Source organism: uncultured Anaerofustis sp. (genome assembly GCF_938029165.1).
In the GTDB taxonomy this organism is placed as follows: domain Bacteria; phylum Bacillota; class Clostridia; order Eubacteriales; family Anaerofustaceae; genus Anaerofustis.
In genome coordinates this window covers 38,763-65,509 of the sequence record NZ_CALHFB010000045.1, presented here as the reverse complement: position 1 = coordinate 65,509, position 26,747 = coordinate 38,763, and the positions used below count along the sequence as shown (strand labels likewise).

The 26,747-nt window shown below is 33.4% G+C and carries 38 protein-coding genes; 29 read left to right on the top strand and 9 right to left on the bottom strand.

What is annotated here, in order from left to right; genetic code table 11:
• Positions 1–12: 12 nt before the first annotated feature.
• Complete coding sequence (locus Q0516_RS08370) at positions 13–861, top strand: S66 peptidase family protein (RefSeq protein WP_294466905.1); 849 nt, start codon at positions 13–15, stop codon at positions 859–861.
• Between the two features lie 65 nt (positions 862–926).
• Here Q0516_RS08370 and Q0516_RS08365 read toward each other — a convergent pair whose 3' ends face one another.
• From Q0516_RS08365 to Q0516_RS08355, 3 genes are all read right to left on the bottom strand, one after another.
• A complete protein-coding gene (locus tag Q0516_RS08365; RefSeq protein ID WP_007050786.1) occupies positions 927–1,097 on the bottom strand; it encodes a 4Fe-4S binding protein in 171 nt (56 codons plus the stop codon).
• 373 nt (positions 1,098–1,470) lie between these two features.
• Positions 1,471–1,638: a hypothetical protein gene (locus tag Q0516_RS08360; RefSeq protein ID WP_294466902.1), complete on the bottom strand. Its 168-nt coding sequence runs from the start codon at positions 1,636–1,638 to the stop codon at positions 1,471–1,473.
• Positions 1,639–1,771: 133 nt separating this feature from the next.
• Positions 1,772–2,389 carry a manganese efflux pump gene (locus Q0516_RS08355; protein WP_294466901.1) on the bottom strand — a complete coding sequence of 206 codons (618 nt, stop codon included), beginning with the start codon at positions 2,387–2,389 and terminating at the stop codon, positions 1,772–1,774.
• A gap of 145 nt (positions 2,390–2,534) precedes the next feature.
• On the opposite strand from Q0516_RS08355, the gene Q0516_RS08350 reads away from it, so the two are divergent.
• Together Q0516_RS08350 and Q0516_RS08345 are read left to right on the top strand one after the other, a co-directional pair.
• A complete protein-coding gene (locus Q0516_RS08350; RefSeq protein WP_294466899.1) occupies positions 2,535–4,013 on the top strand; it encodes a phosphomannomutase/phosphoglucomutase in 1,479 nt (492 codons plus the stop codon).
• A gap of 105 nt (positions 4,014–4,118) precedes the next feature.
• Complete coding sequence (locus Q0516_RS08345; RefSeq protein ID WP_294466897.1) at positions 4,119–6,986, top strand: UPF0182 family protein; 2,868 nt, start codon at positions 4,119–4,121, stop codon at positions 6,984–6,986.
• 151 nt (positions 6,987–7,137) lie between these two features.
• Here Q0516_RS08345 and Q0516_RS08340 read toward each other — a convergent pair whose 3' ends face one another.
• From Q0516_RS08340 to Q0516_RS08325, 4 genes are all read right to left on the bottom strand, one after another.
• Positions 7,138–7,719 (bottom strand): helix-turn-helix transcriptional regulator, encoded by a 582-nt coding sequence (locus tag Q0516_RS08340; protein ID WP_294466895.1) that lies wholly within the window; start codon positions 7,717–7,719, stop codon positions 7,138–7,140.
• Between the two features lie 205 nt (positions 7,720–7,924).
• Positions 7,925–8,437, bottom strand: a complete 513-nt coding sequence (locus Q0516_RS08335) for a CarD family transcriptional regulator (protein ID WP_294466893.1) — start codon at positions 8,435–8,437, stop codon at positions 7,925–7,927.
• Positions 8,438–8,638: 201 nt separating this feature from the next.
• Entirely contained in the window at positions 8,639–9,046 is a 408-nt protein-coding gene (locus Q0516_RS08330; RefSeq protein WP_257480685.1) for a hypothetical protein, read from the bottom strand.
• Positions 9,047–9,062: 16 nt separating this feature from the next.
• Complete coding sequence (locus Q0516_RS08325; RefSeq protein WP_257480686.1) at positions 9,063–9,506, bottom strand: cell wall hydrolase; 444 nt, start codon at positions 9,504–9,506, stop codon at positions 9,063–9,065.
• Positions 9,507–9,732: 226 nt separating this feature from the next.
• Between Q0516_RS08325 and Q0516_RS08320 the strand changes: the two genes are divergently transcribed.
• From Q0516_RS08320 to pgsA, 3 genes are read left to right on the top strand one after another with little or no spacing between them, the layout of a single operon-like run.
• On the top strand, positions 9,733–12,525 hold the full coding sequence (locus tag Q0516_RS08320) for a DNA translocase FtsK (protein WP_294466889.1): 2,793 nt from the start codon (positions 9,733–9,735) through the stop codon (positions 12,523–12,525).
• Positions 12,526–12,537: 12 nt separating this feature from the next.
• Complete coding sequence (rimO, locus tag Q0516_RS08315; protein WP_294466887.1) at positions 12,538–13,872, top strand: 30S ribosomal protein S12 methylthiotransferase RimO; 1,335 nt, start codon at positions 12,538–12,540, stop codon at positions 13,870–13,872.
• Positions 13,872–14,411, top strand: a complete 540-nt coding sequence (gene pgsA / locus Q0516_RS08310) for a CDP-diacylglycerol--glycerol-3-phosphate 3-phosphatidyltransferase (RefSeq protein WP_294466885.1) — start codon at positions 13,872–13,874, stop codon at positions 14,409–14,411. The genes rimO and pgsA overlap by 1 nt, the downstream gene beginning before the upstream one ends.
• A gap of 87 nt (positions 14,412–14,498) precedes the next feature.
• Here the strand turns inward: pgsA and Q0516_RS08305 are convergent, their stop codons facing one another.
• On the bottom strand, positions 14,499–15,080 hold the full coding sequence (locus Q0516_RS08305) for a DUF5662 family protein (protein ID WP_294466883.1): 582 nt from the start codon (positions 15,078–15,080) through the stop codon (positions 14,499–14,501).
• A 274-nt stretch (positions 15,081–15,354) separates the two neighbouring features.
• Here Q0516_RS08305 and Q0516_RS08300 point away from each other — a divergent pair, with 274 nt between their 5' ends.
• The gene (locus tag Q0516_RS08300; RefSeq protein WP_294466882.1) at positions 15,355–15,621 is read left to right on the top strand and encodes a DUF6809 family protein; all 267 of its coding nucleotides are present in this window, start codon (positions 15,355–15,357) and stop codon (positions 15,619–15,621) included.
• Between the two features lie 30 nt (positions 15,622–15,651).
• On the opposite strand, the gene Q0516_RS08295 is transcribed toward Q0516_RS08300, so the two are convergent.
• On the bottom strand, positions 15,652–16,011 hold the full coding sequence (locus Q0516_RS08295) for a Spx/MgsR family RNA polymerase-binding regulatory protein (protein WP_257480692.1): 360 nt from the start codon (positions 16,009–16,011) through the stop codon (positions 15,652–15,654).
• Between the two features lie 421 nt (positions 16,012–16,432).
• Between Q0516_RS08295 and rpsJ the strand changes: the two genes are divergently transcribed.
• The 22 genes from rpsJ to secY are packed head-to-tail and all read left to right on the top strand — an operon-like array spanning position 16,433 to position 26,742.
• Positions 16,433–16,741, top strand: coding sequence for a 30S ribosomal protein S10 (rpsJ, locus tag Q0516_RS08290; RefSeq protein ID WP_039945534.1), 309 nt, complete (start codon positions 16,433–16,435; stop codon positions 16,739–16,741).
• A gap of 41 nt (positions 16,742–16,782) precedes the next feature.
• Entirely contained in the window at positions 16,783–17,418 is a 636-nt protein-coding gene (gene rplC / locus Q0516_RS08285; protein WP_039945536.1) for a 50S ribosomal protein L3, read from the top strand.
• Positions 17,419–17,441: 23 nt separating this feature from the next.
• The gene (rplD, locus tag Q0516_RS08280; protein WP_257480697.1) at positions 17,442–18,059 is read left to right on the top strand and encodes a 50S ribosomal protein L4; all 618 of its coding nucleotides are present in this window, start codon (positions 17,442–17,444) and stop codon (positions 18,057–18,059) included.
• Positions 18,056–18,346, top strand: coding sequence for a 50S ribosomal protein L23 (rplW, locus tag Q0516_RS08275; RefSeq protein ID WP_257480770.1), 291 nt, complete (start codon positions 18,056–18,058; stop codon positions 18,344–18,346). Before rplD ends, rplW begins: the two co-directional genes overlap by 4 nt.
• Before the next feature lie 14 nt (positions 18,347–18,360).
• Positions 18,361–19,194 (top strand): 50S ribosomal protein L2, encoded by an 834-nt coding sequence (rplB, locus tag Q0516_RS08270; RefSeq protein WP_257480698.1) that lies wholly within the window; start codon positions 18,361–18,363, stop codon positions 19,192–19,194.
• Between the two features lie 10 nt (positions 19,195–19,204).
• A complete protein-coding gene (gene rpsS, locus Q0516_RS08265; RefSeq protein WP_007050807.1) occupies positions 19,205–19,483 on the top strand; it encodes a 30S ribosomal protein S19 in 279 nt (92 codons plus the stop codon).
• Between the two features lie 20 nt (positions 19,484–19,503).
• Positions 19,504–19,839 carry a 50S ribosomal protein L22 gene (gene rplV / locus Q0516_RS08260; RefSeq protein ID WP_257480699.1) on the top strand — a complete coding sequence of 112 codons (336 nt, stop codon included), beginning with the start codon at positions 19,504–19,506 and terminating at the stop codon, positions 19,837–19,839.
• A gap of 17 nt (positions 19,840–19,856) precedes the next feature.
• Entirely contained in the window at positions 19,857–20,498 is a 642-nt protein-coding gene (gene rpsC / locus Q0516_RS08255; RefSeq protein ID WP_007050809.1) for a 30S ribosomal protein S3, read from the top strand.
• Positions 20,499–20,531: 33 nt separating this feature from the next.
• Complete coding sequence (rplP, locus tag Q0516_RS08250; protein ID WP_039945541.1) at positions 20,532–20,969, top strand: 50S ribosomal protein L16; 438 nt, start codon at positions 20,532–20,534, stop codon at positions 20,967–20,969.
• Complete coding sequence (gene rpmC / locus Q0516_RS08245) at positions 20,969–21,169, top strand: 50S ribosomal protein L29 (RefSeq protein WP_257480700.1); 201 nt, start codon at positions 20,969–20,971, stop codon at positions 21,167–21,169. Before rplP ends, rpmC begins: the two co-directional genes overlap by 1 nt.
• 18 nt (positions 21,170–21,187) lie before the next feature.
• A complete protein-coding gene (rpsQ, locus tag Q0516_RS08240) occupies positions 21,188–21,442 on the top strand; it encodes a 30S ribosomal protein S17 (protein WP_007050812.1) in 255 nt (84 codons plus the stop codon).
• A gap of 29 nt (positions 21,443–21,471) precedes the next feature.
• Positions 21,472–21,840, top strand: coding sequence for a 50S ribosomal protein L14 (gene rplN / locus Q0516_RS08235; protein WP_007050813.1), 369 nt, complete (start codon positions 21,472–21,474; stop codon positions 21,838–21,840).
• A gap of 13 nt (positions 21,841–21,853) precedes the next feature.
• Positions 21,854–22,162: a 50S ribosomal protein L24 gene (rplX, locus tag Q0516_RS08230; RefSeq protein WP_007050814.1), complete on the top strand. Its 309-nt coding sequence runs from the start codon at positions 21,854–21,856 to the stop codon at positions 22,160–22,162.
• A 16-nt stretch (positions 22,163–22,178) separates the two neighbouring features.
• On the top strand, positions 22,179–22,721 hold the full coding sequence (gene rplE / locus Q0516_RS08225; protein WP_007050815.1) for a 50S ribosomal protein L5: 543 nt from the start codon (positions 22,179–22,181) through the stop codon (positions 22,719–22,721).
• Between the two features lie 13 nt (positions 22,722–22,734).
• Positions 22,735–22,920, top strand: a complete 186-nt coding sequence (locus Q0516_RS08220; RefSeq protein WP_007050816.1) for a type Z 30S ribosomal protein S14 — start codon at positions 22,735–22,737, stop codon at positions 22,918–22,920.
• Positions 22,921–22,958: 38 nt separating this feature from the next.
• Positions 22,959–23,357: a 30S ribosomal protein S8 gene (gene rpsH, locus Q0516_RS08215; RefSeq protein WP_007050817.1), complete on the top strand. Its 399-nt coding sequence runs from the start codon at positions 22,959–22,961 to the stop codon at positions 23,355–23,357.
• Positions 23,358–23,383: 26 nt separating this feature from the next.
• Complete coding sequence (gene rplF / locus Q0516_RS08210) at positions 23,384–23,920, top strand: 50S ribosomal protein L6 (RefSeq protein WP_257480701.1); 537 nt, start codon at positions 23,384–23,386, stop codon at positions 23,918–23,920.
• 13 nt (positions 23,921–23,933) lie between these two features.
• Positions 23,934–24,302 carry a 50S ribosomal protein L18 gene (gene rplR / locus Q0516_RS08205; RefSeq protein WP_257480702.1) on the top strand — a complete coding sequence of 123 codons (369 nt, stop codon included), beginning with the start codon at positions 23,934–23,936 and terminating at the stop codon, positions 24,300–24,302.
• A 17-nt stretch (positions 24,303–24,319) separates the two neighbouring features.
• Positions 24,320–24,823: a 30S ribosomal protein S5 gene (gene rpsE / locus Q0516_RS08200; RefSeq protein ID WP_007050820.1), complete on the top strand. Its 504-nt coding sequence runs from the start codon at positions 24,320–24,322 to the stop codon at positions 24,821–24,823.
• A 14-nt stretch (positions 24,824–24,837) separates the two neighbouring features.
• The gene (gene rpmD, locus Q0516_RS08195; RefSeq protein ID WP_039945815.1) at positions 24,838–25,026 is read left to right on the top strand and encodes a 50S ribosomal protein L30; all 189 of its coding nucleotides are present in this window, start codon (positions 24,838–24,840) and stop codon (positions 25,024–25,026) included.
• A 14-nt stretch (positions 25,027–25,040) separates the two neighbouring features.
• Positions 25,041–25,484: a 50S ribosomal protein L15 gene (gene rplO / locus Q0516_RS08190; RefSeq protein ID WP_007050822.1), complete on the top strand. Its 444-nt coding sequence runs from the start codon at positions 25,041–25,043 to the stop codon at positions 25,482–25,484.
• A 1-nt stretch (position 25,485) separates the two neighbouring features.
• Complete coding sequence (gene secY / locus Q0516_RS08185; protein ID WP_257480704.1) at positions 25,486–26,742, top strand: preprotein translocase subunit SecY; 1,257 nt, start codon at positions 25,486–25,488, stop codon at positions 26,740–26,742.
• Positions 26,743–26,747: the final 5 nt, after the last annotated feature.

Here is a 26,747-nt window from a genome sequence, read left to right as displayed (position 1 = left end):
ATAGGTTATTATATGTTTAATAGAAATGATAAAATAGGTATAGTCGCATGTTCAAATGGAATAAATGTAAAAAAGAAAGAGGAAATAGAAGAACTGGTAATTATTTTAAAAAATATGGGTTTTGTACCCATACTTGGCAATAATATATTTGAAGATAATTCAATTTTCTGCGGCAGTTCTATAGAAAAAGCAAAGTCTTTAATGGACTTCTATATTAATAATGAAATAAAAGCAATATTTGATGTTAGCGGAGGGGATATTGCTAATGAAATCCTTGATTTCTTGGATTATGATGTCATTAAAAATAATCCTAAGCCTTTTTTCGGATATAGCGATTTGACAACCGTGATAAATGCATTATATAGGAAAACCGGCGCAGTGAGTTATTTATATCAAATAAGAAATCTTGTTTCAGAATGTAGGGAAACACAAACGAAAGATTTTTATAATTCTTTGTTTCTTGGTAAGAATGACTTATTTGATTTTAATTATAAATTTATCAGAGGAAATAAATTAAAGGGTACGGTTCTAGGCGGGAATATAAGATGTTTACTAAAATTAGCCGGAACTGAATACTTTCCGGATTTTCAAAATAAAATTTTATTTCTCGAGAGCAGAAGCGGAAATGAAGGTGCAATGATTTCTTATCTAACTCAGTTGAAACAAATGGGGATATTTAATAAAATAAGCGGAATTATTCTCGGAAGATTTTCACAAATGGAAAGAGAGAATATAAAACCTACAGTAGAAGAGCTTATTTTAAATGTTACGAGAGACAAATCTTTTCCTATTGTTAAAACTAACGATATAGGGCATAATAAAAATTCAAAATGCATGATTATAGGGAAAGATATATATTAAAAGATAAATAAAAAAGAAGGTTTTAAAACCTTCTTTTTTTATGTACTTAGTGTACTATTTGAATCTTATTCAGGTTGAGCTGCTCCTGTTGGGCAAGCGCCTGCACAAGCTCCGCAATCGATACATGTAGCAGCATCGATTTCGTATTTTCCATCTCCTTCAGAAATTGCTCCTACTGGGCATTCACCGGCGCAAGCGCCGCAAGAGATACATTCATCAGTAATTACATGTGCCATGTCTTTACTACCTCCATAATATTTGTTTGTTCTAATATAACATTTTTACAGTTCTATTGCAATAGAAAACTATTTAAAATTGTAAGCAAAATATTACATTATAGATATGAGAAATAAGATGAAAGGCTTTATATATCGGCATTTAAATGAGGTGAGTAAGGTAGAATTAATAATGATTTTTATTATTATTTTTTATGTTTCTATGTATAGAGGGCAATGACTGCCCCCTTATAATACTATCTTTTTACATCGTCAAAAAAGTAGATAAGTTTTCCTCTATTTGTATTTGCTACTCTGCAGTTGCATTTTTCTTTGCATTTACAGCAAGAGCAAGAGCTTCTGCTTTGTGAACTTGCAGATATAAGATCTGTGCCTATAGGACCATTACAAGCACATGAAGATCTTCTGGGTTCAATATTGCTACATCCGCATCCGCAGCCGTTTCTTGATTCATTATTTCTTGAAGATCCGTTGTTACATCCGCAAGATCTTCTAGGTTCTGCATTGCCGGATCCACAGCCACAGCCATTTCTTGATTCATTGTTTCTCAATGATTCATTATTACATCCGCAAGAAGATGTTCTATTTGAATAACTCATTATTAATTCTACCACCTTTACTATATTACTGCTTTCGATATATAATATGAAATTTTTATATTTGTGTTACCTATTTTACATTATTTTTGTAAATGCCAATATTATAAGCAAAACTCCGCTGAACCAGCTTAGATTGGTCTTTACTATATCATTAAGTTTCCCTCCGAGTTTAAAGCCTAAAAATACCAGTGCAATACATATAATGAAGGCTAAAACAAATATAATAGAGACATTAGTAAAAGGAAAGGATAACCCTGCACATAGTGAATCCATTGAACCGAGCCCTCCTATCAAAAGAGCCTCTTTCATATCCAAGTCTTTTGATTTGTCTATATCCGCTTTCGTTTCATCTATAAACACATCTATCAAAAGATGATATCCTTCTATATTAAGACTTATATTTTTATTGAGTACTTGCATTTTCTTTAAATAGTTTTTTATTGCAGTAGAAAAAATATTATAGCTTCCTATTATTATAAGTACAAAAAAGCTTAGCATATTGAAAAGATGAACAGGTATTATATTTGATAATATATTGGATAGAAGGATTGATACACTGAGAGACACTGCACTTCCAAGCGCTATTATTATGGCTCCGGGGATTTTGACCTTGATATTATTGGAGCCGAATGATGAGCTTATAAGGAATGTGTCCATACTGAGGGCAACAATTAAAAGTAATAGCTTAAACAATTTTATTCCTCCTTATACTTTGTCATACTTATAATATGAATAAAATCCAAAGTCTGTGATTGAAATTAAAATATTGTTAAAATGTATAAAAAATAAATATTTTGTGGTATATTTAACTTAACATTAATTTATTTAGGAGGAATAAATGGATTTAAGAAAATTACAAAACGGTTCTGATGTAAGAGGTATTGCTCTGGAAGGGATTAAAGGCGAAAATGTAAATTTAACGAATGAAGCGAGTTATAAAATATCAAAGGCATTTGTAAAATGGCTTAAAAAAAGATTAAATAAAGACAGTATTAAGATTACTATCGGAAGAGATTCAAGATTATCCGGTCCCGATTTAGCAGAGAGCGTAATGAAAGGGCTAAGCAGTGAAGATAATGTAGATGTAGTTTATTTCGATTTATGTACTACTCCGGCTATGTTCATGAGTTGTGTAAGTGAAGAAGTGAATGCAGACGGTGCAATTATGATTACTGCAAGTCATCTTCCTTTTAACAGGAACGGACTTAAATTCTTTACTAAAGACGGCGGGGCGGAAAAAGAAGATATCAAATCTATTTTAGAAATAGCCAATGATATGGAATATTCAGAAAATGAAGCTAAGTACTCGATACTTGACTTTTTAAGTATTTATGCAGGTAATCTTGTTAAGACAATAAGAGAAAAGACAGGTGAAGAAAGACCTTTCGAAGGTAAAAAAATAATCGTTGATGCCGGAAATGGTGCAGGCGGATTTTTTGCTCATAAAGTGTTAGATGTATTGGGTGCAGATACAAGGGGAAGCGTATACTTAGAACCCGACGGGAAATTCCCTAACCATGTTCCAAACCCTGAACTTAAAGATGTAATGGACAGTTTTTCCGAAGTTGTTTTAAATGAGAAAGCCGATCTTGGAATTATATTTGATACGGATGTTGACAGAGCTGCCGCAGTTGATAAGAGCGGAGAAGAAATAAGCAGGAATAAGCTTGTTGCATTGATGGCAAGCATATGTTTGCAGGAAGCTAAAGGAAGCTATATTGTGACAGACAGCGTTACAAGCAGCGGTTTAAAAGAGTTTATCGAAGAAAAAGGCGGAGTTCATCACAGATTTAAAAGAGGATATAAAAATGTTATCAATGAAGGTATAAGACTTAATAAAGAAGGAAAAGAATGTCTATTAGCAATAGAAACGAGCGGTCACTGTGCTTTGAGGGAAAACTATTTCTTGGATGACGGTGCGTATATGGTTGTTAAGATTTTAATTAAGTTTTATGACCTTGTAAAAGAAGGAAAGGATTTTTCCGATTTAATCGGTTCTTTAAAGGAGGCTAAAGAAGAAGCTGAACTAAGAGCTACATTCTTGGTCGAAGATTTTAAGGACTACGGAGCAAAGCTTCTTGAAGATTTTAAAGTATATGTAAAAGAAGAGATGAAGGGCGCAAGTTTTGAAGAACCTAATTTTGAAGGTGTCAGAGTAAATGTGGAAAGAGATGGCATAAAGGGTTGGGTACTTTTACGACTTTCACTTCACGATCCTGTTCTTCCTATAAATATCGAATCGGAAAACGAAGGCGGAGTTGAAAATATCAAAAGAGAGATTCTCGCTTTCCTAGATAAATATGAAGTAAAATTATAAAAAATATTTAATAAGTTGCATTGATAAGAACACCTTATTAATGCAACTTTACTATAATATATAAAAGTGTACTCTTTAAGTATACGATAAATTCAGAGGAAATTTATGAAATTTAAAAATGTGATTGACGGCGAATTCGAAGAAGTAAAAGACGATAGCTATCAAAAGAAAAAAGAACAAAAAACAAGAAAAGAAAAAAAAGAAAAGAAGTCCAAAGAGCATAAAGAAAGAAAACCTATTAAAGGCAAAAAAGCAATATTTTCCGTTATAGGCATAATAATTCTTCTTTTAGGATTTCTTTATATAATAAATGATTATTATATAGAATATTTATGGTTTAAAGAAGTCAGTTATTTGGATGTTTTCTTTAAAGGGATCACAGCCAAGCTTACTCTCGGGATACCTTTCTTTATTATAATGCTGATAATCTCTTTATCCTATTTTAATTTTTTATTCAGTGTTATAAGAAAAGGCTACAATAAAGTAGGAAGTTTCGGCAACAAGATAAAAATATTTATATCGGTCGTTTATTCTGTAGTTGTAAGCGGCGCATTTATATATAAGCTATGGTATAAATTCCTTGAATTTAAGAATGCGGTCCCGTTTAATCAGGCAGACAGTTTGTTTGGTAAGGATATATCTTTCTATGTGTTTAAACTTCCATTCTTTACTGCATTAATAAAGCTGTTATTTGCTTCTGTTACTTTACTGTTTGTTATTACTATACTTATTTTTATAATACTTAGAGTTACGGGGAACAGAGAAATATATATAGAAAAAGAAAACGGGGTCAGCAGAGAAGAAAGGCTTAATTTCTTTATGAAGATATGGGATTTTATAAAAGTCCCATGCAGTATCTTTGTTTGTGTTCTCTTCATACTTGGAAGTATATATAGCTATTTATCTATGTTCGATGTGTTATATTCATCATCGGGGATAGTCTACGGTGCTACTTACAGTGATGTGACGATAACGGTTAATATGTATAAATTCTTTACGGGACTTTGTGCTCTTTTAGCTGTCGTATCCCTTGTTTTTGGTCTTAGGAATAAATTAAAACCTATAATAATCGGTGCTCTTATTATTCCTATAGTATATTTTTCGTTGGGTGGGATTAAAGTATTGGTTGAAAATTATATAGTAATCCCAAATGAATATGCAAAAGAGCAGAAGTATATTGAAAATAATATAAAGATGACAAGAAAAGCCTATAATATTGACGAAGTAGAGGTCAAAAGATTTGAGGGGAATAATGATTTGACAGCTAAGGATATTGCAAATAATTCCATTACTGTCGGTAATATTCCAATAAACGATTTTGAACCGACACTTGATGTTTACAATTCCCTTCAAAGTTTTAGGTCTTATTACTCTTTTAAGGATGTAGATATAGACAGGTATACTTTGGATAAGGTTGCAACACAAGTATTTATTTCCGTTAGAGAAATGGATCCGTCGAGTAAAGAAAATGCAAGGACTTGGGTAAATAAACATCAGAAATATACTCACGGATTCGGTACTGTGGTATCTCCCGTTACCGAAATAAACGAGTCCGGTCAGCCGGTTCTTATTCAAAAGGATATCCCTCCCAGCACAGCTTATGAAGAATTAAAGATAGATGAACCTAGGGTATACTTCGGAGAATCAAGTGATGATTATGTCATAGTAAATACAAAGAGCAAAGAATTTGACTATCCCGAAGGTAATAATAATGTAGAAAATAAGTATACAGGTAGCGGCGGGATAAAACTTTCACTTTATAATAGGCTTGCATTCTCCGTAAGCAATATGAGCAGTCGGTTATTATTTTCTTCCGACATAACAGAGGATAGTAAGATATTGATGCGAAGACAGGTAGCCGAAAGAGTTACTACCATTGCTCCTTTCCTTACTTATGATAAAGACCCTTATATAGTAAACTCGAACGGAAAGCTATATTGGATAATGGATGCTTTTACCAAGACAAATAAATATCCTTATTCCACACCTTCAAAGTTCGAAGACGGAACGAAATTTAACTATATTAGAAATTCAATAAAAGTAGTAGTAGATGCTTATAACGGAACGGTAAACTTCTATCAGGTAGATAAGAATGATCCGATAGCCTCTACTTATGCAAAGATTTATCCGGGTTTTATCAAGCCTATAGAGCAAATGGATAAAACTTTAAAAGAACATTTAAGATATTCTGAAGTTTTATTCAACATTCAAAGTGAAATGTATGAGAATTATCATATGACAAATCCTCAGGTATTCTACAACAAAGAAGACCAGTGGCAGGTAGCAAAACAATTCTATGGAACCAAAAAAGAAGCTGTCGATGTAAACAGTTCGTATCTTATAATGAAACTTCCCGACAGGAAAAAGGAAGAATTTATAATAATGGCTCCTTTTACTCCTAAAAATAAGAATAATATGGTTGCATGGATGGGAGGGATTTGTGACGGCGAAGACTACGGTAAATTAAAGGTTTATCAGCTTCCTAAACAAAAGCTGGTTTACGGTCCAATGCAGATAGAGCAAAGGATAGATCAGGATACGACTATAGCTCCTCAGCTCAATTTATTGTCTCAGGTAAGCAGTGAGGTATCAAGAGGCAATATGCTTACTATTCCTATTGAAGACAGTATACTTTATGTTGAACCTATTTATGTAAAATCCAGTACGGACCAAATGGCACTTCCCGAAGTTAAAGAAGTTATAGTCGCATACGGAAATAAAATCGTTATGAGAGACTCTTTGACAGAAGCGATAAATGCTATATTTAATTTAGGTGAAGGCGGTGACGGTGTTACGGGGATAGTCGATGATGCGATAGATAAAGCGACAAAAGACAATACTAAAACCGACCTTGAGAAAAAATCAAGGGAACTTCTTACTAAAGCTAAAGAGGCTCAGGCAAAAGGAGATACAAAGGCATATACAAAATATATGAGTGAACTTGAAAAAGTATTGGATCAAATAAGCGAATAAAATTATTAAATATTTTAAATTAAAAAAGATAGCTATATCAGCTATCTTTTTTATTATTAACTTTAAGGTAAATTATGTTTATTTTTTGGATAGATAATAATATGATAATATAAACGCTTGATTTGCTATAATTTATATATTGTATAAAAAATTACATAATAGCAATGTATAATAAAAATAATACACTTGATATTAAAAACCAAGAATTGATTTTATAGAATTTTTTACTGTTTATCTTTTTTTGTTTTTCATTTTTAATATTATTTTGATAATTATAAAATAATCCTATTCCTATAACTTGAATAATCAAGGCGACGGCGCATGGTACAAGCATTTTAAACGATAAGTAAAAGCTTACAAATAATAAAAATCCGGCAATGATCAAAATAGTAGCAATAATTGTAGGGTCACTTATTATTTTTGAGTTACCCTCTTTTATTGCAGATGTGATTTCGTTATCTATTTGTTTTAAAAGAATTTCATCACTACTTTGCTCATCACTTATATTACCTATCGATACATCGTTTTTTGATTTACAGTCTTCTTTTAAAATATAATCCGTTGATACTCCGAAAAGTTCACTTAATTTAATGATCTTATCAATATCCGGAAGGCATTGTTCAGCTTCCCATTTTGATACGGCTTGCCTTGATACCCCGAGCTTTTCTGCTAAAATTTCCTGAGATAAATTGTTTTCTCTTCTCAGCGTCATTATTTTATTTCCTATTGTCATTGTAGAATCCTCCTTTTTAGATTATATTACTAATATTTTTAATGGTATTCTACCAAATCTAGCTTGAATTTTGTAAACCCACGGTTGCAATAGGTATAGAATAATACTTTATGGTAGTTAAATATTGATTTTATTATAATAAAATAAAAAATTAGTATTATATTTTGTTGTAATTAAAAAAAAGAGAATAATTTAATATTCTCTTTTAGTTTGTCTGTTCACTTTTTAATTCATTTACTATAAAAGATACCACTTCATTTGGTCGGATATTAAGTACATGGGAGAATTCATCATGTAAGATCCTTTCTGCATTTTTCATAAATTGTTCATCACTCATATGCAGCTTCTTCCCTTGTTTAATAAGTTCATCCTTGTGATAATGTAGTGTGATTATTAATTTAATTAAATCTCTTCTGTCTCCGGATTGAATTATTTTTTTATATATATCTCTTCTTTCACTATCATTTTCAATCCAAATCATATCTTCGTTAGGCATATTCTTAATAAGTTTAAAAATTTCTTCAGATGATAATATTTTGCGCATTTTACTCGTTTGTTTTTCATTGTCAACCGGAACATATATGGTCATTCCGTTTTTGTTGATAGAATTTAAAATATAATATTTTTGTTTTTCTCCTCCAAAATCCTTTTCAGTGATTTCGGATATTTTGCATACTCCTTCGGTGTCGTATAGAATTATTTCATCTACTTTATACATTTATTAACCCTTCTTTCTTAATTGGTTTATGTATGCTAAAGCTATTTTGTTTGTAAATAAAAAGAGCAGTTTTTTGTAACTGAATTTTATGTCACAAAATAAACTGCACGTTACATAAATATATTATAACATATTTTCTTTGATTATGTAATAATAATTTTTTCTTTTTTTTAAAAGGATAAAACACCCTTTAAGGGTGTTTTATCTTCTGTTTCTTCTGGAATTATTATTTGATGCAGACGGCATATAATCTCTCATATTACCTCTAGGAAGAGTTACAAACTTAACTGCATATATATCACATATGATATATTCGTTGTTTTCAACATTATATAATGTAAAATAACTTAGACCTACACTATACATTATACCTTGCTTAGATACGAGTGTATCACTGCCAATCAAGAATTCGCATATACAAAATTCTCCTATAATTCTGTTAAGTATGGCAGGTGTTGTTCCCGAAACAAATTCAGGAGGAACATTCGAACCGTCGCTATCCATGATTGTAGCTGAACCGGTATTAGTACCGTTCATTTTACCGTCCAAACCCGAACTAGATGACATCTGACCATTTAAAATATTATTTAAATTATCTTCTCTTTCCATTCTCGACCCCTTTTCTTTATGTATCTAAATATTTTTCTGTCGGATTGTAAAAGCAATGTGCACCTATTTTGGTTATAAGACTTCCTACATTGCTTGGGAAATTTTGTCTGCACGCATTTGAAAACGGATTATAAAACCAAAGAGCATAACCGAGATTATATAACCTCCCGCCTCCGATTGCCCAGTCCGCAATGGCATAATGAATGTCTGTGGGATTCATGTTGTAGATATTTTGGGCATTGTACCTGCCGTTCACCGTTTCCATTGCACAAGTGAACTGTCCTCTTTGCATAATGATATTTCTTATGCTTCCTCCGTCTGAAACCCTTGCATATTCTCCGTAAGGTGTATAAACTCTGTTCATTACAACACTTGCTACTGCCGCCATTCCGACATCACCTTCACCGCCGGCTTCACATTCAATCAACCTTGCAAATAATTCTCTTTCCGAATATGCCATCATTTCCTCCAAAAAAATATTTTATAGTAATGTATATTCATAAAATTGTCTTTTATTCATTGTTAAATTACTTTGGATGATGTATTATATTTTAAATCAAAAAAGAATAATGTGTTATATTTTAGCAGATATATTATCTATGAAAAAAAATAAAAATATGATAAAATATAATACACGACTTTTATAGTTAAAAAATAATAACTTTAATATATAATGAGGTGTCATTTTGGCAAATAAAAAGACTACTGCAAAAAAGAAAAATAGCAGAAGCACTAAGACAACACGAACAAGCAAGAAGCAGCTGGAACAGGAATTGTATAAAAAGAAGATCGTTCAAAATGAAGTAATCGGAGTGGTTATTTTATTTTTTGGTATATTTATGCTCTATTCTCTTTTATCAAAGGACAGCGGTGTATTTGGTAATAACCTGCATAATATATCAATGTTTTTATTTGGTAATGTCGGAACGTCACTTATTGGCGCGGCATTCTTGATATTGGGCTTTTATGTCATATCAAGGCTTAAACCTTTTAAAGAACTCATTACCTTAATTTGCGTGACCGTTATTATTTTTAATATAATGGCTGCGTTCAATATCGGAGGAGAACTTTTAAAGTACGGAGCCTTCAGTAATCAATTATTTGTATCGGTACTAAATGTAGTTACCAAAGGCGGGATAATCGGTATTTGGCTTGGGGGAATATATACTACTCTTCTTTCTGAAATAGGAGGATATATATTCATAGCTACATCTATAATCGTATGTTTGATATTAATATTCAAAGATAATATTGCATTATATAAAGAAGACAGGAAAGCACTTAGACTTAAAGAAAAAGAAGTCAAAATGGAAATAAGAGAAGAAAGGCTTAATGAAAAGCTTCTAAAAAGAGAAGAAGAAATCAGAAAACAGGCTTTGGAGGGAAAAAGTAAACCCGGATTTTTCCCTGCCTTTAGAAGTAAACTTCCTAAAAATCCATATGATGCAAAATCTATAACTACGGATAAAGATAAAGAAGAAGTTTTGGATAAATGGGAAAAAGAATATAAGGAAAGTAAAAATCCATTTAAAAAGAAAGCAGAAAAAAGAGAAGAACCAATAATAAAAACTTATTACAGAGGTGAGCAGGGAAGCTTTATAGATTTTGATGAAGAAGAGAAGAAGAGTAATAAAAAAGAAAATATCGTTACGGAAGAAAAACCCAATAAAGAAGAAATAAAAAACAGAGTCAGAAAAGAACAGGGACTTGACGATATAATAAAAGAAACAGAAGAGAGTCAGAATAAGGCAAATAAAGAAATAGAGAGAACAAAGAATTTTGTAAGTCCTAAAAGCATAAATGATGAAGATTTTATAAATGATAAGCCTATAGAACATATTGAAAAAATAGACTTGAGCGATATAGACAGAGCCAATAAAGAACAAGCGGAGCAGTTAAACAATATTAAAGCTGCTATGGAAGGTAGGAGTACAACTTCAGATACTTCTCTTGTGGAGGAGAAAGAAAAGATCCCTTATGTATTTCCTAAGGTAAGTCTACTCAAAAGAGCAGACAGACGAAATAATAAGGGAGAAAGAGACAGAGTCCTTGAGAACACAAAAGTATTGGAAGAAACACTTGCTAATTTTAAAATAGGTGCAAGAGTTACAGAAGTAAGTATCGGACCGACAGTTACTAGATATGAACTTGAACTTGAGCCGGGCATAAAAGTAAGCAGGGTCGTAGGGCTTCAGGATAACCTTGCAATGGCACTTGCGGCGAACGGGATAAGAATGGAGGCTCCTATTCCCGGCAAAAGCGCTATAGGTATAGAGGTGCCAAATAAAGAAGTTTCTGTTGTCGGTTTTAGAGAAATTGTAGAAGATAAGAAATTTAAGGACAGTAAGTCTAAACTTTCTATAGCCCTTGGGAAGAATGTTACCGGGGATATGGTAGTAATGGATATAGCAAAACTTCCACATTTACTTATTGCAGGTGCTACGGGTTCCGGAAAAAGTGTTTGTATCAATGCGATAATAAGTTCTATTTTATTCCACGCAAGTCCCGAAGAAGTCAGACTGATACTCATTGACCCTAAAATGGTAGAACTTAATGTATATGAGGGTATTCCTCATTTATTGGTTCCCGTTGAAACCGACCCTAATCATGCTGCAGGTGCACTTAAATGGGCAGAAAAGCAAATGAAGATAAGATATGACTTATTTGCTCAAAATAGAGTAAGAGATATTAAAGGATATAACAAGAAAATGGAAGAGACCGGCGGTGAAAAGATGGCTCAATGGGTCATTATAATAGACGAGTTAGCTGATTTGATGATGACATGTGCCTCTCAGGTAGAATCTGCGATTTGCAGATTAGCTCAGCTTGCCAGAGCGGCGGGAATTCATTTGGTACTTGCTACTCAAAGACCGAGTGTCGATGTTATCACAGGACTGATAAAGGCAAATATACCTTCTCGTATATCTTTTGCAGTATCATCTCAAATAGATTCAAGAACGATACTCGATATGGCGGGAGCAGAAAAGCTTCTCGGCAGAGGGGATATGCTATATGCACCTGTCGGAAGTAATGCTCCGATGAGGGCACAGTGTGCTTATATAAGCGACGAAGAAGTAGAGGAAGTCGTTAAGTTCATCAAGAAAACTCAAGTTCCTAATTATGATGAAGATGCTATAAAAGGTATTGATACCGTAGCGGTAGAAGAAAATATGCCTGGAAGCGAAAAGGATGTAAACAGAGAAGACTTTATAGATGATAAATTTAATGATGCGCTTAATATAGCTTTTGAGCTGGGAGAAATATCTACATCAATGCTTCAAAGAAGGCTTAGGATAGGTTATGCGAGAGCAGGAAGGATCGTAGATGAACTTGAACAAAAAGGGATAGTATCTGCGCCTGAAGGAAGTAAACCAAGAAAAGTACTAAAGAAAAGAGAAGATTTTTTCTCAAACAGTGTGGTTGAGAGTGATGAAGTGTATCCGGAGGGGACTTTGGATATAGAAGAGGAAATATATTAATTGGAGAATAATATGAAAAAAGTTTTTGTTTTAACTTTAGGCTGTCCCAAGAATACCGTCGACAGTGAAAATATAATGTATTTATTAAGTAATCAGGGGTATAAAATAGTGGATGATGCTGCTGTAAGTGATTACATAATAATAAACACTTGTACTTTTATCCATGATGCTATGGAAGAAAGTATCAATTCAATATTAGAGGCAACTTTGGTTAAAAAAGACAGAAGTGAAGTAAAAATAATCGTAACGGGATGTCTTGCACAGAGGTATTCAAAAGATTTAAAAGAAGAAATACCGGAAGTAGATGCGTTTGTGGGTACCGGTGAATTTTATAATATGGATAAAATCATAAGAAGCATGGAGACTGAAGATAGTGATGAAGTAATAGTAAAAGTGGATAATATTGATTGTCCTATTTTTGAAACAGACAGGACTTTGACGACTCCGTCTCACTTTGCTTATTTAAAAGTATCCGAAGGCTGTGACAAACACTGTACTTACTGCGTTATCCCAAGTATCAGAGGTAAACAAAGAAGCAGAAAAATAGAAGATATTATAGATGAAGCAAAGAGGCTGGCAGATAGGGGAGTTAAGGAACTAATTTTGATTGCTCAGGATGTAGGCGAATATGGTACCGATTTATATGGAGAGAGAAAACTTCCGGATTTATTGGAAGAATTAAACAAGATAGAAAATATTCATTGGATAAGAGTACTTTATATATATCCGGAAACTGTTTCCGATAAGCTTATTGATAAATTCGTCAATTTGGATAAGGTACTTAAGTATATCGACATGCCTCTTCAGCATATAAATGATAATATACTAAAAAAAATGGGAAGAAAGACTTCTAAGGAAGATATACTTACACTTATTAGGAAACTAAGGAGTAAAGTGAAAGGCATAAAAATACGTTCTACCTTTATAACCGGATTCCCCGGAGAAACTGAAACAGAGCATAAAGAACTTTTAGAGTTTATTAAATTGTATCAGCTTGACAGGGTTGGTTTTTTCAAATATTCAAGAGAAGAAGGAACTCCTGCTTATGATATGGATAATCAAGTAAATGAAGAGATAAAAGATGAAAGATATATGGAACTTATGTCTGTTCAGGAAGATGTTTCCGAAGAATTGATGGAGAGTTGTTTGGACAAAACATTGGAAGTCCTTATCGAAGAAAAAGTTGAAGATGAAGATAATGTTTATATAGGCAGAAGTTATATGGACTGTCCTGAAATTGACGGTGAAGTGTATGTTTATGCAGATAGAGACCTTGAAATAGGAAATTTTTATGATATAGTTATAGAAGATTCAATGGAATATGATTTAATTGGAAGGACTAAATAATGAACTTAGCAAATAAAATAACTCTTTTCAGAGTTATAATGATACCTATTTATGTTGTTATGATGATAATGACGAATATTCCCAACAATTATTTGATTGCGGGTATAATATTTATCATTGCGTCTATATCGGATTTTGTGGATGGACAAATAGCAAGAAAGTGCAATATGGTAACGGACTTTGGGAAATTTGTGGATCCTCTTGCGGATAAACTTCTCGTTATGGCTGCTATGCTCTGTTTTGTGGAAATCAATTTTATTCCTGCATGGATCGTAATAACTATACTTGCAAGAGAATTTATTGTTACCGGACTTAGGACTCTTGCGGCTTCAAACGGTGTTGTTATTGCTGCGGATAAAATAGGTAAACTTAAGACCACGACCCAAATGATAGCATTGGTTCTTATGCATTTTTCCGGATTGAACGAAACGATATACACTGTGTCAATCGTTCTTATGTATGCTGCACTAATACTTACCGTAGTATCCGGTGTAAATTATTTGATATTAAATAAGAATTTGTTTAATGTAAAAGAGTGATATATAAATAAAAAGAGCATGTGAGTATGCTCTTTTTTTACGCCTAACTTCGTCAGATTCCGCGCCCCGTTATTTTATTTCTCATTACTAATCTAAAATAAGCTTTCCGTTTTCTTCGTGATAATCTCCGTCTTTATTTTTCATTAAAGTATGTTTTATGAAATGTAAAAGTTTTTCTTCTCCTTCTTCGCTTAACATTGTCAGTAAATAGTCTGTTAAGAATTCACTGTCTTTATCTATTACATAAAAATCTTTTCCGTTAAGCCAATATTTTAAAGGTTCAACAACTGTGTATTTATCACCCAAGTAGTTTTTTGAAGCACTTATTCTGTCTATAACCATTTCAGCGACATATCTTTTGGGCATTTTTATGCCAATTAATCCATCGTGTGGATTTTTTGCAAAATCTATCCAGTACTCAAAATGATGTTTGTTTTTTCCCTTATGGTGAAGCCAGCCAGGTGCATACCCTTTTACTTCTTTTTCTTTGCTTATTGGGCTTCTGTTTCCGCCCTGGTAATATTTGACTCCCGAGAAAAACTCGATAGGAGCATATTTGGACATATCATGGAGCAGTCCTTGTTTATATAATCCGGCTTTAAAGCAGGTTTTCAGTACATACATTTTGTGTCTGTTTATTGTACATAAATGTCCAAAAAACTTGTTCATTTTAGCTCTCCTTTAAATGTAAATCTATTTATATAGTATAACAAAATATCCATAAGAAAATCCATACTAAAAGTTTACTTTTTCTTTATTTGTTTACATATGTAACTTTGATGACTAAAAAGTGACTTGTTTATGCTATTTTATTGAGCAAAAATTGACCTGCTGATATAATAAAAATATAAATTATTACATTTAAATGTTTGTTTTATATATTATGCAGTAAATAGTAAAATGTTAAAAATGAAATTTCATTTATATATTTAAGGAGGTAAATATGTGTGATATTTTAAAAGATTTATATGAGGGCAATATTAATCCTTCAATGGAGATCGTACCATTCACGAAAGAGTATGAGACAGAACTTAGAGAAAAAACAAAAAGTGAAGATGAGTTTTTAAGTAAGCTTGACAGAGATATGCAAAATGAGTTTTATAATATTATGGAGAGGTGGATAAAAGCATATCCTTTGGAACTCAGAGAATACTTTATAACGGGATATAAGCTTGGAGTTAAAATGACTGCCGAAGTTTATAAAGATTAGATAATAAAAAAATAAAAGGATTTTATCCTTTTATTTTTTTAATTTTTCTTCCCATTCTTTTTCTTTAAATCCTGTGAGAATAAAATCTTCTGCAACTATTATGGGTCTTTTTACAAGCATACCGTCTGTTGAAAGTATTTCAAACATTTCATCTTCGCTCATGTTCGGTATTTTATCTTTAAGACCGAGTTCTCTGTATTTCATTCCGCTTGTATTAAAAAATCTTTTAATTGGCAGTCCGCTTATTTCAAACCAAGTTTTTAGTTCTTCCTTTGTAGGATTGTTTTCTACTATATGTCTGTCTTCAAATTCAATATTATTGTCATTAAGCCATTTTTTTGCTTTTTTGCATGTTGTGCATTTAGGATATTCTAAAAATAAATATTTCAAAATCATACCTCCTACTGTTTTTTTATTTATTATAGCAGAAAAATATATTTGATAATATAAATAATGTTTTATTTTATAATTTAATAATAAAAATATTGATATAATTTTAAAATTTTGGTAAAAATGTATAATATATACACAAATATTTAGTAAAAAAATATTGATTAAAAAAAGTAAAAAAAATGTAAGAAAAGCCTTGCATTATAGGCTTTTATAGTGTACTATTAGTAAGCTATGACAAAAAGGAATGCGTTGAAGCGGGAGGTTGCCGTGAGAACGGGTTTTTCCGTGGAGTATGTCACCATCTAGAATGGGGCGGCATGCTTGATGTTTTTGTGTGACTTTACTACAGGTGAAACACACGGAGCAGTGTATCAAGTATGGTCGTACTGGCGAATCAAGATTTCAGGAGGAAGAAAGTATGGCAAATCAAAAAATCAGAATTAAGTTAAAGGCTTATGATCACGCAGTAATCGATAAATCAGCAACAAAGATTGTTGATACTGCAAAAAGAACAGGAGCGGAAGTTTCCGGACCTATTCCACTTCCAACACAAAAGGAAGTTGTAACAATTATCAGAGCGGTTCATAAGTATAAGGATTCTAGAGAACAGTTCGAAATGAGAACTCATAAGAGAATGATAGATATCCTTAACCCAACGCCAAAAACAGTTGAAGCTCTAATGAAATTAGACTTACCAGCTGGTGTTGATATTGAAATCAAATTATAAAATTATGACTACTAAGTAGTCCGCTAATGGAGGTAGAAAGAATGAAGAAAGCTATTATGGCTAAAAAAGTGGGCATGACTCAGGTTTTTAGTGAAACTGGTGAAGTTATCCCGGTAACTGTATTGCAAGCTGGTCCTTGCTATGTATTACAAGTTAAGACGGTTGAAAAAGACGGTTATGAAGCTGTTCAACTTGGTTATGGTGAAATTAACGAAAAGAATGTTAACAAACCTTTAAAAGGACATTTTGAAAAAGCAGGCGTTAAACCTGTAAGAAAAATCAAAGAATTCAGATTTGATGATTGTTCAGGTTATGAAACAGGAAATGAAATCAAAGCTGATGTATTTGAAGCCGGAGATAAGATTGATATTACCGGAGTAAGCAAAGGTAAGGGATTCCAAGGTGCTATTAAGAGACATGGTCAATCAAGAGGACCTATGGGACACGGTAGTAAATCTCACAGAGTAGTAGGTGCTATGAGCGGTGCTTCTTATCCGGGAAGAGTAATGAAAGGTAAAAACATGCCAGGACACATGGGCAGTGAAAAAGTTACAGTTCAAAACTTGACAGTTGTTAAAGCTGATAATGAAAATAACATGCTCCTTGTTAAAGGTGCTGTTCCGGGGTCTAACGGTTCTATCGTAACAATTACTGATAGTATCAAGGCTTCTAAATAAAGTATTAGGTAAGGAGGATAGATATGAAAGCAGATGTATTAAACGTAAAAGGCGAAGTTGTTGAAAGTGTAAGCTTAAACAATGATATTTTCAAAATCGAACCTAATATGCCGGTTGTTCATCAATATGTTAAGGCATACCTTGCTAATCAAAGACAAGGAACTCAAAGTGCTAAAACAAGAGCAGAAGTGCGTGGGGGCGGTAAAAAGCCATGGAGACAAAAAGGTACAGGTAGAGCAAGAGTTGGTTCATCAAGAAATCCGGTTTGGACCGGTGGTGGTGTAGCATTTGCTCCAAAACCAAGAGATTATTCTCAAAGCATCAATAAGAAAATGAAAAGACTTGCTATGAAGTCAGTGTTCTCTGCTAAAGTAAATGATAAAGAATTATTTATCTTAGACGAACTTAAATTTGATGCTCCAAAGACTAAAGCTATGGTTGAAGTATTTAATAACTTAAAAATAAATAAAACTTTGGTTGTTATCGCGGAAAACGACAAGAATGTCGTTAACTCTGTAAGAAACATTAAAGATGCTAAGTGTGCTACGGTAGGAACACTTAACGTATACGAAATGTTAAAATACAATAATTTGATTTTAACTAAAGATGCATTAACAAAAATAGAGGAGGTATATAAATAATGAATCCTCATGATATTATTATTAAACCAATCGTAACAGAACAAAGTATGTTCGATGCAGAAAATAAAAAATACACATTCAAGGTTATGAAAAAAGCAAACAAGTATCAAATCAAAGATGCTGTTGAAGAAATTTTCGATGTAACCGTAAAACAAGTCAACGTTATGAATATGAACGGAAAACTTAAAAGAATGGGTAGAACACAAGGTAGAAGAGCTAACTGGAAAAAGGCTATTGTTACATTAACAGAAGCTAGTAAAGAAATTAAGTTCTTTGAAAATATCTAAGGAGGCGATTACTGATGGGTATTAAAAAATATAAACCAACCTCACCGGGTCTTAGAGGTATGACAGTTTCTACTTTTGAAGAAGTTACAAAAACATCTCCTGAAAAGAGACTTACTTCTAAAAAGACTAAGACTGCCGGAAGAAACAATAACGGTAGAATTACTGTAAGACATCATGGTGGCGGTGCTAAACAAAAATACAGAATCATTGATTTTAAAAGAAATAAAGATGGTATTCCTGCAAAAGTAAGTGCTATCGAATACGATCCAAACAGAAGTGCAAATATTGCATTATTATTCTATGCTGACGGTGAAAAGAGATATATCATCGCACCTAACAACTTAAAAGTTGGTGATACGGTTATGTCCGGTAAGGATTCTGATATCAAAGTAGGTAATGCATTGAATCTTGAAGATATTCCTGTAGGTACAATCATTCATAATATTGAACTTAAAGCAGGTAAAGGTGCTCAAATGGCAAGAAGCGCCGGAACCTACGTTCAATTGATGGCTAAAGAAGGTAACTACGTAACTTTAAGACTTCCTTCAGGTGAAATGAGACTTGTAAGAAAAGAATGCAGAGCTACAATCGGTCAGGTAGGAAATCTTGAACATGAAATAATCACTATCGGTAAAGCCGGTAGAAAAAGACATATGGGTATTAGACCAACAGTCAGAGGTTCTGTTATGAACCCTAACGACCATCCACACGGTGGTGGTGAAGGTAAGGCGCCAATCGGTAGAAGCGGTCCTGTTACTCCTTGGGGTAAACCAACGCTTGGTTATAAGACTCGTAAGAAAAATAAACATTCTGACAAATATATTGTAAGAAGAAGAAGCGGTAAATAGGAGGTAGAGGATGAGTAGATCAACTAAAAAAGGCCCTTACGTGGATGAGAGACTTCTTAAGAAAATAGAAGCAATGAATGAAAGCGGCGAAAAACAAGTAGTTAAAACTTGGTCAAGAGACTGCACAATCTTCCCTCAAATGGTAGGACACACTGTTGCAGTTCATGACGGCAGAAAACATGTTCCGATCTTTGTTGTTGAAGATATGGTTGGACATAAATTTGGTGAATTTGCACCAACTAGAACATTTAGAGGCCACGCAGGCGAAAAGAAGACTGGCGTTAAATAGGCTTAATAGGAGGAAAATAAATGGAAGCAAAAGCAACTGCAAAATATTTAAGAGTTTCACCTATTAAGGTAAAAAGAGTTGCTTCTTTAGTAAGAGGTAAAAACCTAGGCGAAGCTATTAATATTTTAAAACTTACAGGAAACAAACCTGCAAAAGAAATAGAAAAAGTAGTAAAATCAGCAGCAGCAAATGCTGAAAACAATCATGATATGGACGTTACAAAGCTATACATCTCTGAAATTAGTGCTAATCAAGGACCTACATTAAAAAGATTTAGAGCTGGTTCTCAAGGTAGAGCGTCTATGATATTAAAAAGAAGCTCACACATCAGTGTAGTTCTTAAAGAAAGAGCATAAGGAGGATGAATATCTAAATGGGTCAAAAAGTAAATCCACATGGTTTGAGAGTTGGCGTAATCAAAGATTGGTCTTCAAGATGGTATGCAAAAGACAAAGACTTCGGAGACACTTTAGTAGAAGATTACAACATCAGGAAATATATTAAAACAACACAATATAATACCGGAATTTCCAGAATTGAAATCGAAAGATTCGGTGAAAAGATCAAAATCTTTATTTACACAGGAAAGCCTGGAAAGATCATCGGTAAAGCCGGTTCTGGTATTGAAGCAGTAAGAAAACAACTTCAAAAGATGACTGGTAAAAATGTTTATATCAACATTATTGAAGTAAAAAATGTTGACTGTGACGCACAATTAGTAGCAGAAAACATCGCTCAGCAGCTTGAAAGAAGAATTTCTTTCAGAAGAGCAATGAAACAAGCTATCGGCAGAGCCCTAAGAGGTGGTGCTGAAGGTATCAAAACAAGCGTTTCAGGAAGAGTAAACGGAGCTGAAATGGCTAGAACAGAACAATATAGTGATGGAAACGTGCCACTTCAAACATTAAGAGCTGATATTGATTATGGTTTTGCGGAAGCAGATACAACATATGGAAAAATCGGTGTAAAAGTTTGGATAAATAAAGGCGAAGTTCTTCCAACTAAAGGTGAATAATTAGTATTTCAATAAGGAGGATAAATAACAGTTATGTTAATGCCTAAAAGAGTAAAACACAGAAAAGTACATCGTGGCAGAATGACAGGAAAAGCTACGAGAGGAAATAAAGTAACTTACGGCGATTACGGTATTCAAGCATTAGAACCTGCTTGGATCACTTCTAATCAAATAGAAGCAGCCCGTATCGCTATGACAAGATATATTAAAAGAGGCGGACAAGTTTGGATTAAAATTTTCCCGGATAAGTCTGTAACAAAGAAACCTGCCGAAACTCGTATGGGTAAAGGTAAAGGTGCTCCAGAATACTGGGTAGCGGTTGTAAAACCGGGTAGAGTTATGTTTGAGCTTGCAGGAGTAGATGAAGAAACTGCAAGAGAAGCTATGAGACTTGCTCAACATAAACTACCAATCAAGACAAAATTTATCACTAAAGCAGAACAAGAAAATTTAGTAGGTGGTGAAGCATAATGAAAGCGCAAGATATTAGAAATATGAGTGAACAAGAATTAAATAATAGGCTTTCGTCTTTAAAAGAAGAATTATTCAATCTACGTTTTCAACATGCAACAGGACAGCTTGACAATCCTTTGAAGATAAGGGAAGTTAAAAGAGACTATGCTAGGGTGAAAACTGTACTTCGAGAAAGGGAATTACAAGCTAACGCTTAGTAATTTTAGGTAGGATAAATGGAAAGAGGAAACAGAAAAGTAAGAATTGGTAAAGTTGTTTCAAATAAAGGTGACAAGAGTATCGTTGTTGCTATCGAAACAATGGTAAACCATCCATTATATAAAAAGCGTGTAAAGAAAACAACTAAGTTCATGGCTCATGATGAACAAAACATGTGTGATGTTGGTGATATTGTTAAAATCATGGAAACAAGACCACTTAGCAAATCTAAACGTCATAGATTAGTTGAAATCGTAGAAAAGGTTAAATAGCCTTTTGGCGTTTTAAGGAGGTTTAGAGAATGATACAACAAGAAAGTAGACTAAAAGTAGCTGATAACAGCGGTGCAAAAGAACTATTATGTATCAGAGTACTTGGAGGAAGCAAAAAGAAGACTGCCAATATCGGAGACGTTATTGTAGCAAGTGTTAAAAGTGCTGCTCCGGGCGGAATGGTAAAAAAAGGTGACGTTGTAAAAGCTGTTGTTGTTAGAACTGTAAGCGGTGTTAGAAGAGCTGATGGAACTTATATCAAATTCGATCAAAACGCTGCTGTTATATTAAAAGAAGATAACCAACCAAGAGGAACTCGTATCTTCGGTCCGGTTGCTAGAGAACTTAGAGAAAAGAAGTTCATGAAAATCGTTTCACTAGCTCCGGAAGTGTTATAAGGAGGCTTTTATAATGCATGTAAAGAAAGATGATAAAGTAATTGTTATTTCTGGTAAAGATAAAGGAAGTATTGGCAAAGTTATAAAAGGCTTTCCAAAAGAAAACAGAGTAATTGTTGAAAATGTAAATGTTAGAAAAAAACATTTAAAAGCAACAAATCAAATGCAACAAGCAGGTATTGTCGAAGAAGCATGTCCGATAGATGCTTCAAACGTTTTATTATACTGTGACACATGTAAAAAAGGTGTTAGAGCTGGCGTAAAAGTTAATGACGGCAAAAAAGAAAGATACTGCAAAAAATGTAATGCAACTTTTAAATAGTAGGGGGCAGTAATTAATGAGTAGATTAAAAGAAAAATACAAAGCTGAAGTTATAAATGCACTTACTGAAAAGTTCGGATATAAGAATGTAATGCAAGTACCAAAACTTGATAAAATAGTTGTTAACATGAGATTTGGGGATTGTAAAGATAACTCAAAACAAATGGAAGCAGCAGCAAACGAACTTGCTTTGATAACAGGTCAAAGACCTATTATGGTAAAAGCTAAAAAATCAGTTTCTAACTTCAAATTAAGAGAAGGTATGACGATTGGTGCTAAAGTAACACTTAGAGGTGAAAGAATGTATGAATTTGCTGACAGACTTCTAAATGTTGCAATCCCAAGAATCAGAGACTTCAGAGGAGTTAATCCTAAGAGTTTCGATGGAAGAGGCAACTATTCTTTAGGTCTTAAAGAACAACTTATCTTCCCTGAAATTGATTATGATAAGATTGAAAAATTAAGAGGAATGGATATCGCATTCGTTTCTTCAGCAAATACAGATGAAGAAGGCTATGAATTACTTAAATTAATGGGTATGCCTTTCAAAGAAGCATAGGAGGATAAGTTTTATGGCTAAAAAAGCAATGGTAGAAAAGCAAAAAAGAACACCAAAGTATTCAACAAGAGCATATACAAGATGTAAAATATGCGGAAGACCTCATGCTTACCTAAGAAAATATGGTATTTGTAGAATATGTTTTAGAGAACTTGCTTACAAAGGTGAAATCCCTGGCGTAAAGAAAGCAAGTTGGTAGAAATAATATAAGAAAAGTAATTAAGGAGGTTTTCTAATATGTCTATGACAGATCCAATTGCGGATATGCTAACTAGAGTTAGAAATGCAAATAACGCAGGACACAAAGATGTGATGATCCCTGCTTCTAATATTAAAAAAGCTATCGCCAACATTTTATTAGAAGAAGGTTATATAAAGAAAGTAGATTTTATAGAAGATAATAAACAAGGCATGATTAAAGTTACTTTGAAGTACGGTAAAGACGGCGAAAAAGTAATTGCAGGCCTTAAAAGAATTTCTAAACCGGGACTTAGAATTTATGCTTCAAACGAAGAATTGCCTAAAGTTCTAAATGGTTTAGGAGTAGCAATTATATCAACTTCAAAAGGCGTTATGACTGATAAAAAAGCCAGAAAAGATAACGTTGGCGGCGAAGTTTTATGCTACGTATGGTAATAGAAAATAGGAGGAAGAAATAGATTATGTCTAGAGTAGGAAACGCACCTGTTAATTTACCAGCTGGAGTTGATGTAAAAATTAACGATAACGTAGTTACAGTAAAAGGACCAAAAGGTGAATTAACACAAGAAATAGATAAAGATATTATCATTGAAATCAACGATAATGTTTTAGAAGTAAAAAGACCTAATGACGATAAAAAATATCGTTCACTTCATGGTTTATCAAGAGCTTTAATTCAAAACATGGTAACAGGTGTTACTGATGGTTTTGAAAAGAAACTTGAAATTGTCGGTGTTGGTTACAGAGCACAAAAACAAGGTAAAACTTTAGTACTTAGCCTTGGATATTCTCATCCTGTAGAAATGGAAGATCCTGAGGGTATCGAAACAGTTGTTGACGGACAGACAACAATTTTAGTTAAAGGTATTGATAAACAATTAGTTGGCGCTCATGCTGCTAACATCAGGGAAAAAAGAAGCCCTGAACCTTACAAGGGCAAAGGCGTTAGATACGCTGATGAATTTGTAAGAATTAAAGAAGGTAAATCAGGTAAATAGGAGGGGTGTATAGATGATATCAAAAGTTAACAAAAATGAAATCAGAAAGAAAAGACATCTTAGAGTAAGAAATAAGATTAGCGGCACTCCTGAAAGACCAAGACTAAATGTTTTTAGAAGCAATAAGCAAATTTATGCTCAGCTTATTGATGATGTAAACGGAGTAACTCTTGCGGCTGCTTCAAGCTTAGACGCTACGATCAAAGATGAATGCGCTAAGGCTAAAAAACTTGAAGCTGCAACATTAGTTGGCAAAGAAATCGCAAAAAATGCTAAAGCTAAAGATATTAGCGCATGCGTTTTCGATAGAGGCGGCTATGTATATGAAGGTAGAGTTAAAGCTCTAGCTGACGGTGCAAGAGAAGCTGGACTTGAATTTTAAGGAGGCTAAAGGAAATAATGAATAGAAATTTTAATCCTGAAGAATTAGATATAAAAGAAAAAGTTGTTGCGATTAACAGAGTAACAAAAGTTGTTAAAGGTGGTAGAAATTTCCGTTTTAGTACTCTTGTAGTAGTAGGCGATGAAAACGGCCACGTTGGTGTAGGCCTCGGTAAAGCTATAGAAATTCCTGAAGCTATCAGAAAAGGTATTGAAGATGCTAAAAAGAACATGGTAGAAGTTTCTTTGGTTGGTACAACAATCCCTCATGAAACAATCGGAAGATTTGGTGCCGGAAGAGTACTTATGAAACCGGCAGCTAAAGGTACAGGAGTTATCGCTGGTGGTCCTGCCCGTGCAGTAATCGAACTTGCCGGTATCAAAGATATTAGAACAAAATCTCTAGGTTCAAACAATGCCAGCAACATGGTAAAAGCCACATTAGCAGGATTATCTGAATTAGTAACAGTTGAAGAGGTTGCTAAAAAAAGAGGTAAGACTGTAGAAGAAATCTTAGGATAAGGAGCGTGAGAGAATTGGCTAAAGAAAAACAATTAAAGATTACGCTTAAGAAGAGCTTAATAGGTAGAAACGAAAGACAAAGAAAAAGTATTGAAGCATTGGGACTTAGAAAAATCGGTCAAACTGTTTTAAAACAAGATAATGCTCAAATCAGAGGTATTTGTCAAAAAATGGACTTCATGTTAGACGTTGAAGAAATATAATAGGAGGTGTTAGTATGAGATTACACGAGCTAAAACCTGCTGAAGGTTCAACAAGAAAGACAATTAGAAAAGGTAGAGGTACAGCTACAGGCAGAGGAAAAACTGCCGGTAGAGGTCAAGACGGACAAAAATCACGTTCAGGCGGTGGTGTTAGACCGGGTTTTGAAGGTGGTCAAATGCCACTTACAAGAAGAGTTCCTAAAAGAGGCTTCTCTAACTATCCTTTCAAAAAAGAATTTGCTATCGTAAATCTTGATAGATTAAACGATCTTGAAAAAGATACTGTAGTAACTAATGATCTTTTAAAAGAACTAGGTATGGTTAAAAATAAATATGAATTTGTTAAAGTTTTAGGCGAAGGAGAAATAAAAGTTCCTTTGACCGTTAAAGTAAATAAAGTAAGTAAATCGGCTAAAGAAAAGATTGAAGCAGCAGGCGGGAAGGTAGAGGTATTATAAAATGCTTACAACTATCAAGAATGCTTGGAATATTCCTGAACTAAGGAAAAGAATTTTATTTACTCTTGCTATGTTATGTATATTCAGACTTGGTGGCTTTATAGCCGTGCCATTCATAGATACTGCTGCTGTAGATACTATGGTAAATAATAATTCAATGTTTGGATTACTTAACATAATATCGGGTAATAACTTTAGAACATTCTCAATATTCGCTATGTCGATAACACCATATATCAATGCATCTATTATTTTGCAGTTATTGACAATAGCTATTCCGGCGTTAGAAAGACTTTCCCATGAAGGGGAAGAAGGAAGAAAGAAAATTTCTTCTTACACTAGATATTTGACTGTTGTTTTAGCATTAATACAAGCGTTAGGTATTGCATTCAGTTTTAAACAAATATTAACGACTGACAGTGCATTTACCGTAGCAGTGGTGGCACTTACCATTACGGCAGGTACGTCCTTCCTGATGTGGCTTGGTGAAAATATTACGGAACATGGTATCGGTAACGGTATATCAATACTTATTTTTGCCGGTATTATAGCAAACATTCCATCAGCTCTAGGTTACTTATATGAACAAGTAACTTCAGGCTCAATTACAGGAGTACTTTTAGTAATATTCCTAGTATTTGTAATTTTAGTTATAGCCGGAGTTGTTGAAATCAATGAAGGTGTCAGAAAGATACCTGTTCAGTATGCAAAAAGAGTTGTAGGCAGAAAAATGTACGGCGGACAAAATACTCACATCCCGCTTAAGATAAACCAATCAGGTGTTATGCCTATAATCTTTGCGAGTACGATTACAATGTTCCCTGCAACATTGGCGTCATTCTTCCCTAACTGGGGATTTGCGGCATGGCTAAGTAAAGCTCTTGCATGGGGTGGCGCAGCGTCTACTATACTTTATGTAATTCTAATAGTATTCTTTACTTATTTTTATACTATTGTTACATTCAATCCTGATGATGTTGCAAAGAACTTGAAACAATATGGTGGATTTATTCCCGGAATAAGACCGGGACATTCTACAATTGTTTATTTAAAAAGAACATTAAACAGACTTATGGTTGCGGGAAGTATATTCCTTGTTGTAATAGCGGTACTTCCGATAATCGTGGGTAATGTAATGGATCTTAGTTTACAATTCGGTGGTACAAGTTTACTTATCGTTGTAGGTGTTGCTCTTGAAACTGTAAATCAATTAGAACAACAAATGATTATGAGAAATTATAAAGGTTTCTTGAAATAGTAGGT

Excerpts from the sequence above, each read along its gene's own strand:
- rplX (WP_007050814.1), top strand. The coding sequence starts at position 21,854 with ATGCATGTAAAGAAAGATGATAAAGTAATTGTTATTTCTGGTAAAGAT.
- Q0516_RS08370 (WP_294466905.1), top strand. The coding sequence starts at position 13 with ATGTTTAATAGAAATGATAAAATAGGTATAGTCGCATGTTCAAATGGA.
- rpsH (WP_007050817.1), top strand. The coding sequence starts at position 22,959 with ATGTCTATGACAGATCCAATTGCGGATATGCTAACTAGAGTTAGAAAT.
- rpsJ (WP_039945534.1), top strand. The coding sequence starts at position 16,433 with ATGGCAAATCAAAAAATCAGAATTAAGTTAAAGGCTTATGATCACGCA.
- Q0516_RS08220 (WP_007050816.1), top strand. The coding sequence starts at position 22,735 with ATGGCTAAAAAAGCAATGGTAGAAAAGCAAAAAAGAACACCAAAGTAT.
- Q0516_RS08365 (WP_007050786.1), bottom strand. The coding sequence starts at position 1,097 with ATGGCACATGTAATTACTGATGAATGTATCTCTTGCGGCGCTTGCGCC.
- Q0516_RS08345 (WP_294466897.1), top strand. The coding sequence starts at position 4,119 with ATGAAATTTAAAAATGTGATTGACGGCGAATTCGAAGAAGTAAAAGAC.
- Q0516_RS08300 (WP_294466882.1), top strand. The coding sequence starts at position 15,355 with ATGTGTGATATTTTAAAAGATTTATATGAGGGCAATATTAATCCTTCA.
- rplF (WP_257480701.1), top strand. The coding sequence starts at position 23,384 with ATGTCTAGAGTAGGAAACGCACCTGTTAATTTACCAGCTGGAGTTGAT.
- pgsA (WP_294466885.1), top strand. The coding sequence starts at position 13,872 with ATGAACTTAGCAAATAAAATAACTCTTTTCAGAGTTATAATGATACCT.
- rplR (WP_257480702.1), top strand. The coding sequence starts at position 23,934 with ATGATATCAAAAGTTAACAAAAATGAAATCAGAAAGAAAAGACATCTT.
- Q0516_RS08305 (WP_294466883.1), bottom strand. The coding sequence starts at position 15,080 with ATGAACAAGTTTTTTGGACATTTATGTACAATAAACAGACACAAAATG.
- Q0516_RS08330 (WP_257480685.1), bottom strand. The coding sequence starts at position 9,046 with ATGGAAAGAGAAGATAATTTAAATAATATTTTAAATGGTCAGATGTCA.
- rpsC (WP_007050809.1), top strand. The coding sequence starts at position 19,857 with ATGGGTCAAAAAGTAAATCCACATGGTTTGAGAGTTGGCGTAATCAAA.
- rpmC (WP_257480700.1), top strand. The coding sequence starts at position 20,969 with ATGAAAGCGCAAGATATTAGAAATATGAGTGAACAAGAATTAAATAAT.
- secY (WP_257480704.1), top strand. The coding sequence starts at position 25,486 with ATGCTTACAACTATCAAGAATGCTTGGAATATTCCTGAACTAAGGAAA.
- rplN (WP_007050813.1), top strand. The coding sequence starts at position 21,472 with ATGATACAACAAGAAAGTAGACTAAAAGTAGCTGATAACAGCGGTGCA.
- Q0516_RS08350 (WP_294466899.1), top strand. The coding sequence starts at position 2,535 with ATGGATTTAAGAAAATTACAAAACGGTTCTGATGTAAGAGGTATTGCT.
- Q0516_RS08335 (WP_294466893.1), bottom strand. The coding sequence starts at position 8,437 with ATGTATAAAGTAGATGAAATAATTCTATACGACACCGAAGGAGTATGC.
- rpsS (WP_007050807.1), top strand. The coding sequence starts at position 19,205 with ATGAGTAGATCAACTAAAAAAGGCCCTTACGTGGATGAGAGACTTCTT.
- rpsE (WP_007050820.1), top strand. The coding sequence starts at position 24,320 with ATGAATAGAAATTTTAATCCTGAAGAATTAGATATAAAAGAAAAAGTT.
- rimO (WP_294466887.1), top strand. The coding sequence starts at position 12,538 with ATGAAAAAAGTTTTTGTTTTAACTTTAGGCTGTCCCAAGAATACCGTC.
- Q0516_RS08340 (WP_294466895.1), bottom strand. The coding sequence starts at position 7,719 with ATGACAATAGGAAATAAAATAATGACGCTGAGAAGAGAAAACAATTTA.
- rplO (WP_007050822.1), top strand. The coding sequence starts at position 25,041 with ATGAGATTACACGAGCTAAAACCTGCTGAAGGTTCAACAAGAAAGACA.
- rplE (WP_007050815.1), top strand. The coding sequence starts at position 22,179 with ATGAGTAGATTAAAAGAAAAATACAAAGCTGAAGTTATAAATGCACTT.
- rplD (WP_257480697.1), top strand. The coding sequence starts at position 17,442 with ATGAAAGCAGATGTATTAAACGTAAAAGGCGAAGTTGTTGAAAGTGTA.
- Q0516_RS08325 (WP_257480686.1), bottom strand. The coding sequence starts at position 9,506 with ATGGCATATTCGGAAAGAGAATTATTTGCAAGGTTGATTGAATGTGAA.
- rplC (WP_039945536.1), top strand. The coding sequence starts at position 16,783 with ATGAAGAAAGCTATTATGGCTAAAAAAGTGGGCATGACTCAGGTTTTT.
- rplB (WP_257480698.1), top strand. The coding sequence starts at position 18,361 with ATGGGTATTAAAAAATATAAACCAACCTCACCGGGTCTTAGAGGTATG.
- Q0516_RS08360 (WP_294466902.1), bottom strand. The coding sequence starts at position 1,638 with ATGAATCAAGAAATGGCTGTGGCTGTGGATCCGGCAATGCAGAACCTA.
- rpsQ (WP_007050812.1), top strand. The coding sequence starts at position 21,188 with ATGGAAAGAGGAAACAGAAAAGTAAGAATTGGTAAAGTTGTTTCAAAT.
- rplP (WP_039945541.1), top strand. The coding sequence starts at position 20,532 with ATGTTAATGCCTAAAAGAGTAAAACACAGAAAAGTACATCGTGGCAGA.
- rplV (WP_257480699.1), top strand. The coding sequence starts at position 19,504 with ATGGAAGCAAAAGCAACTGCAAAATATTTAAGAGTTTCACCTATTAAG.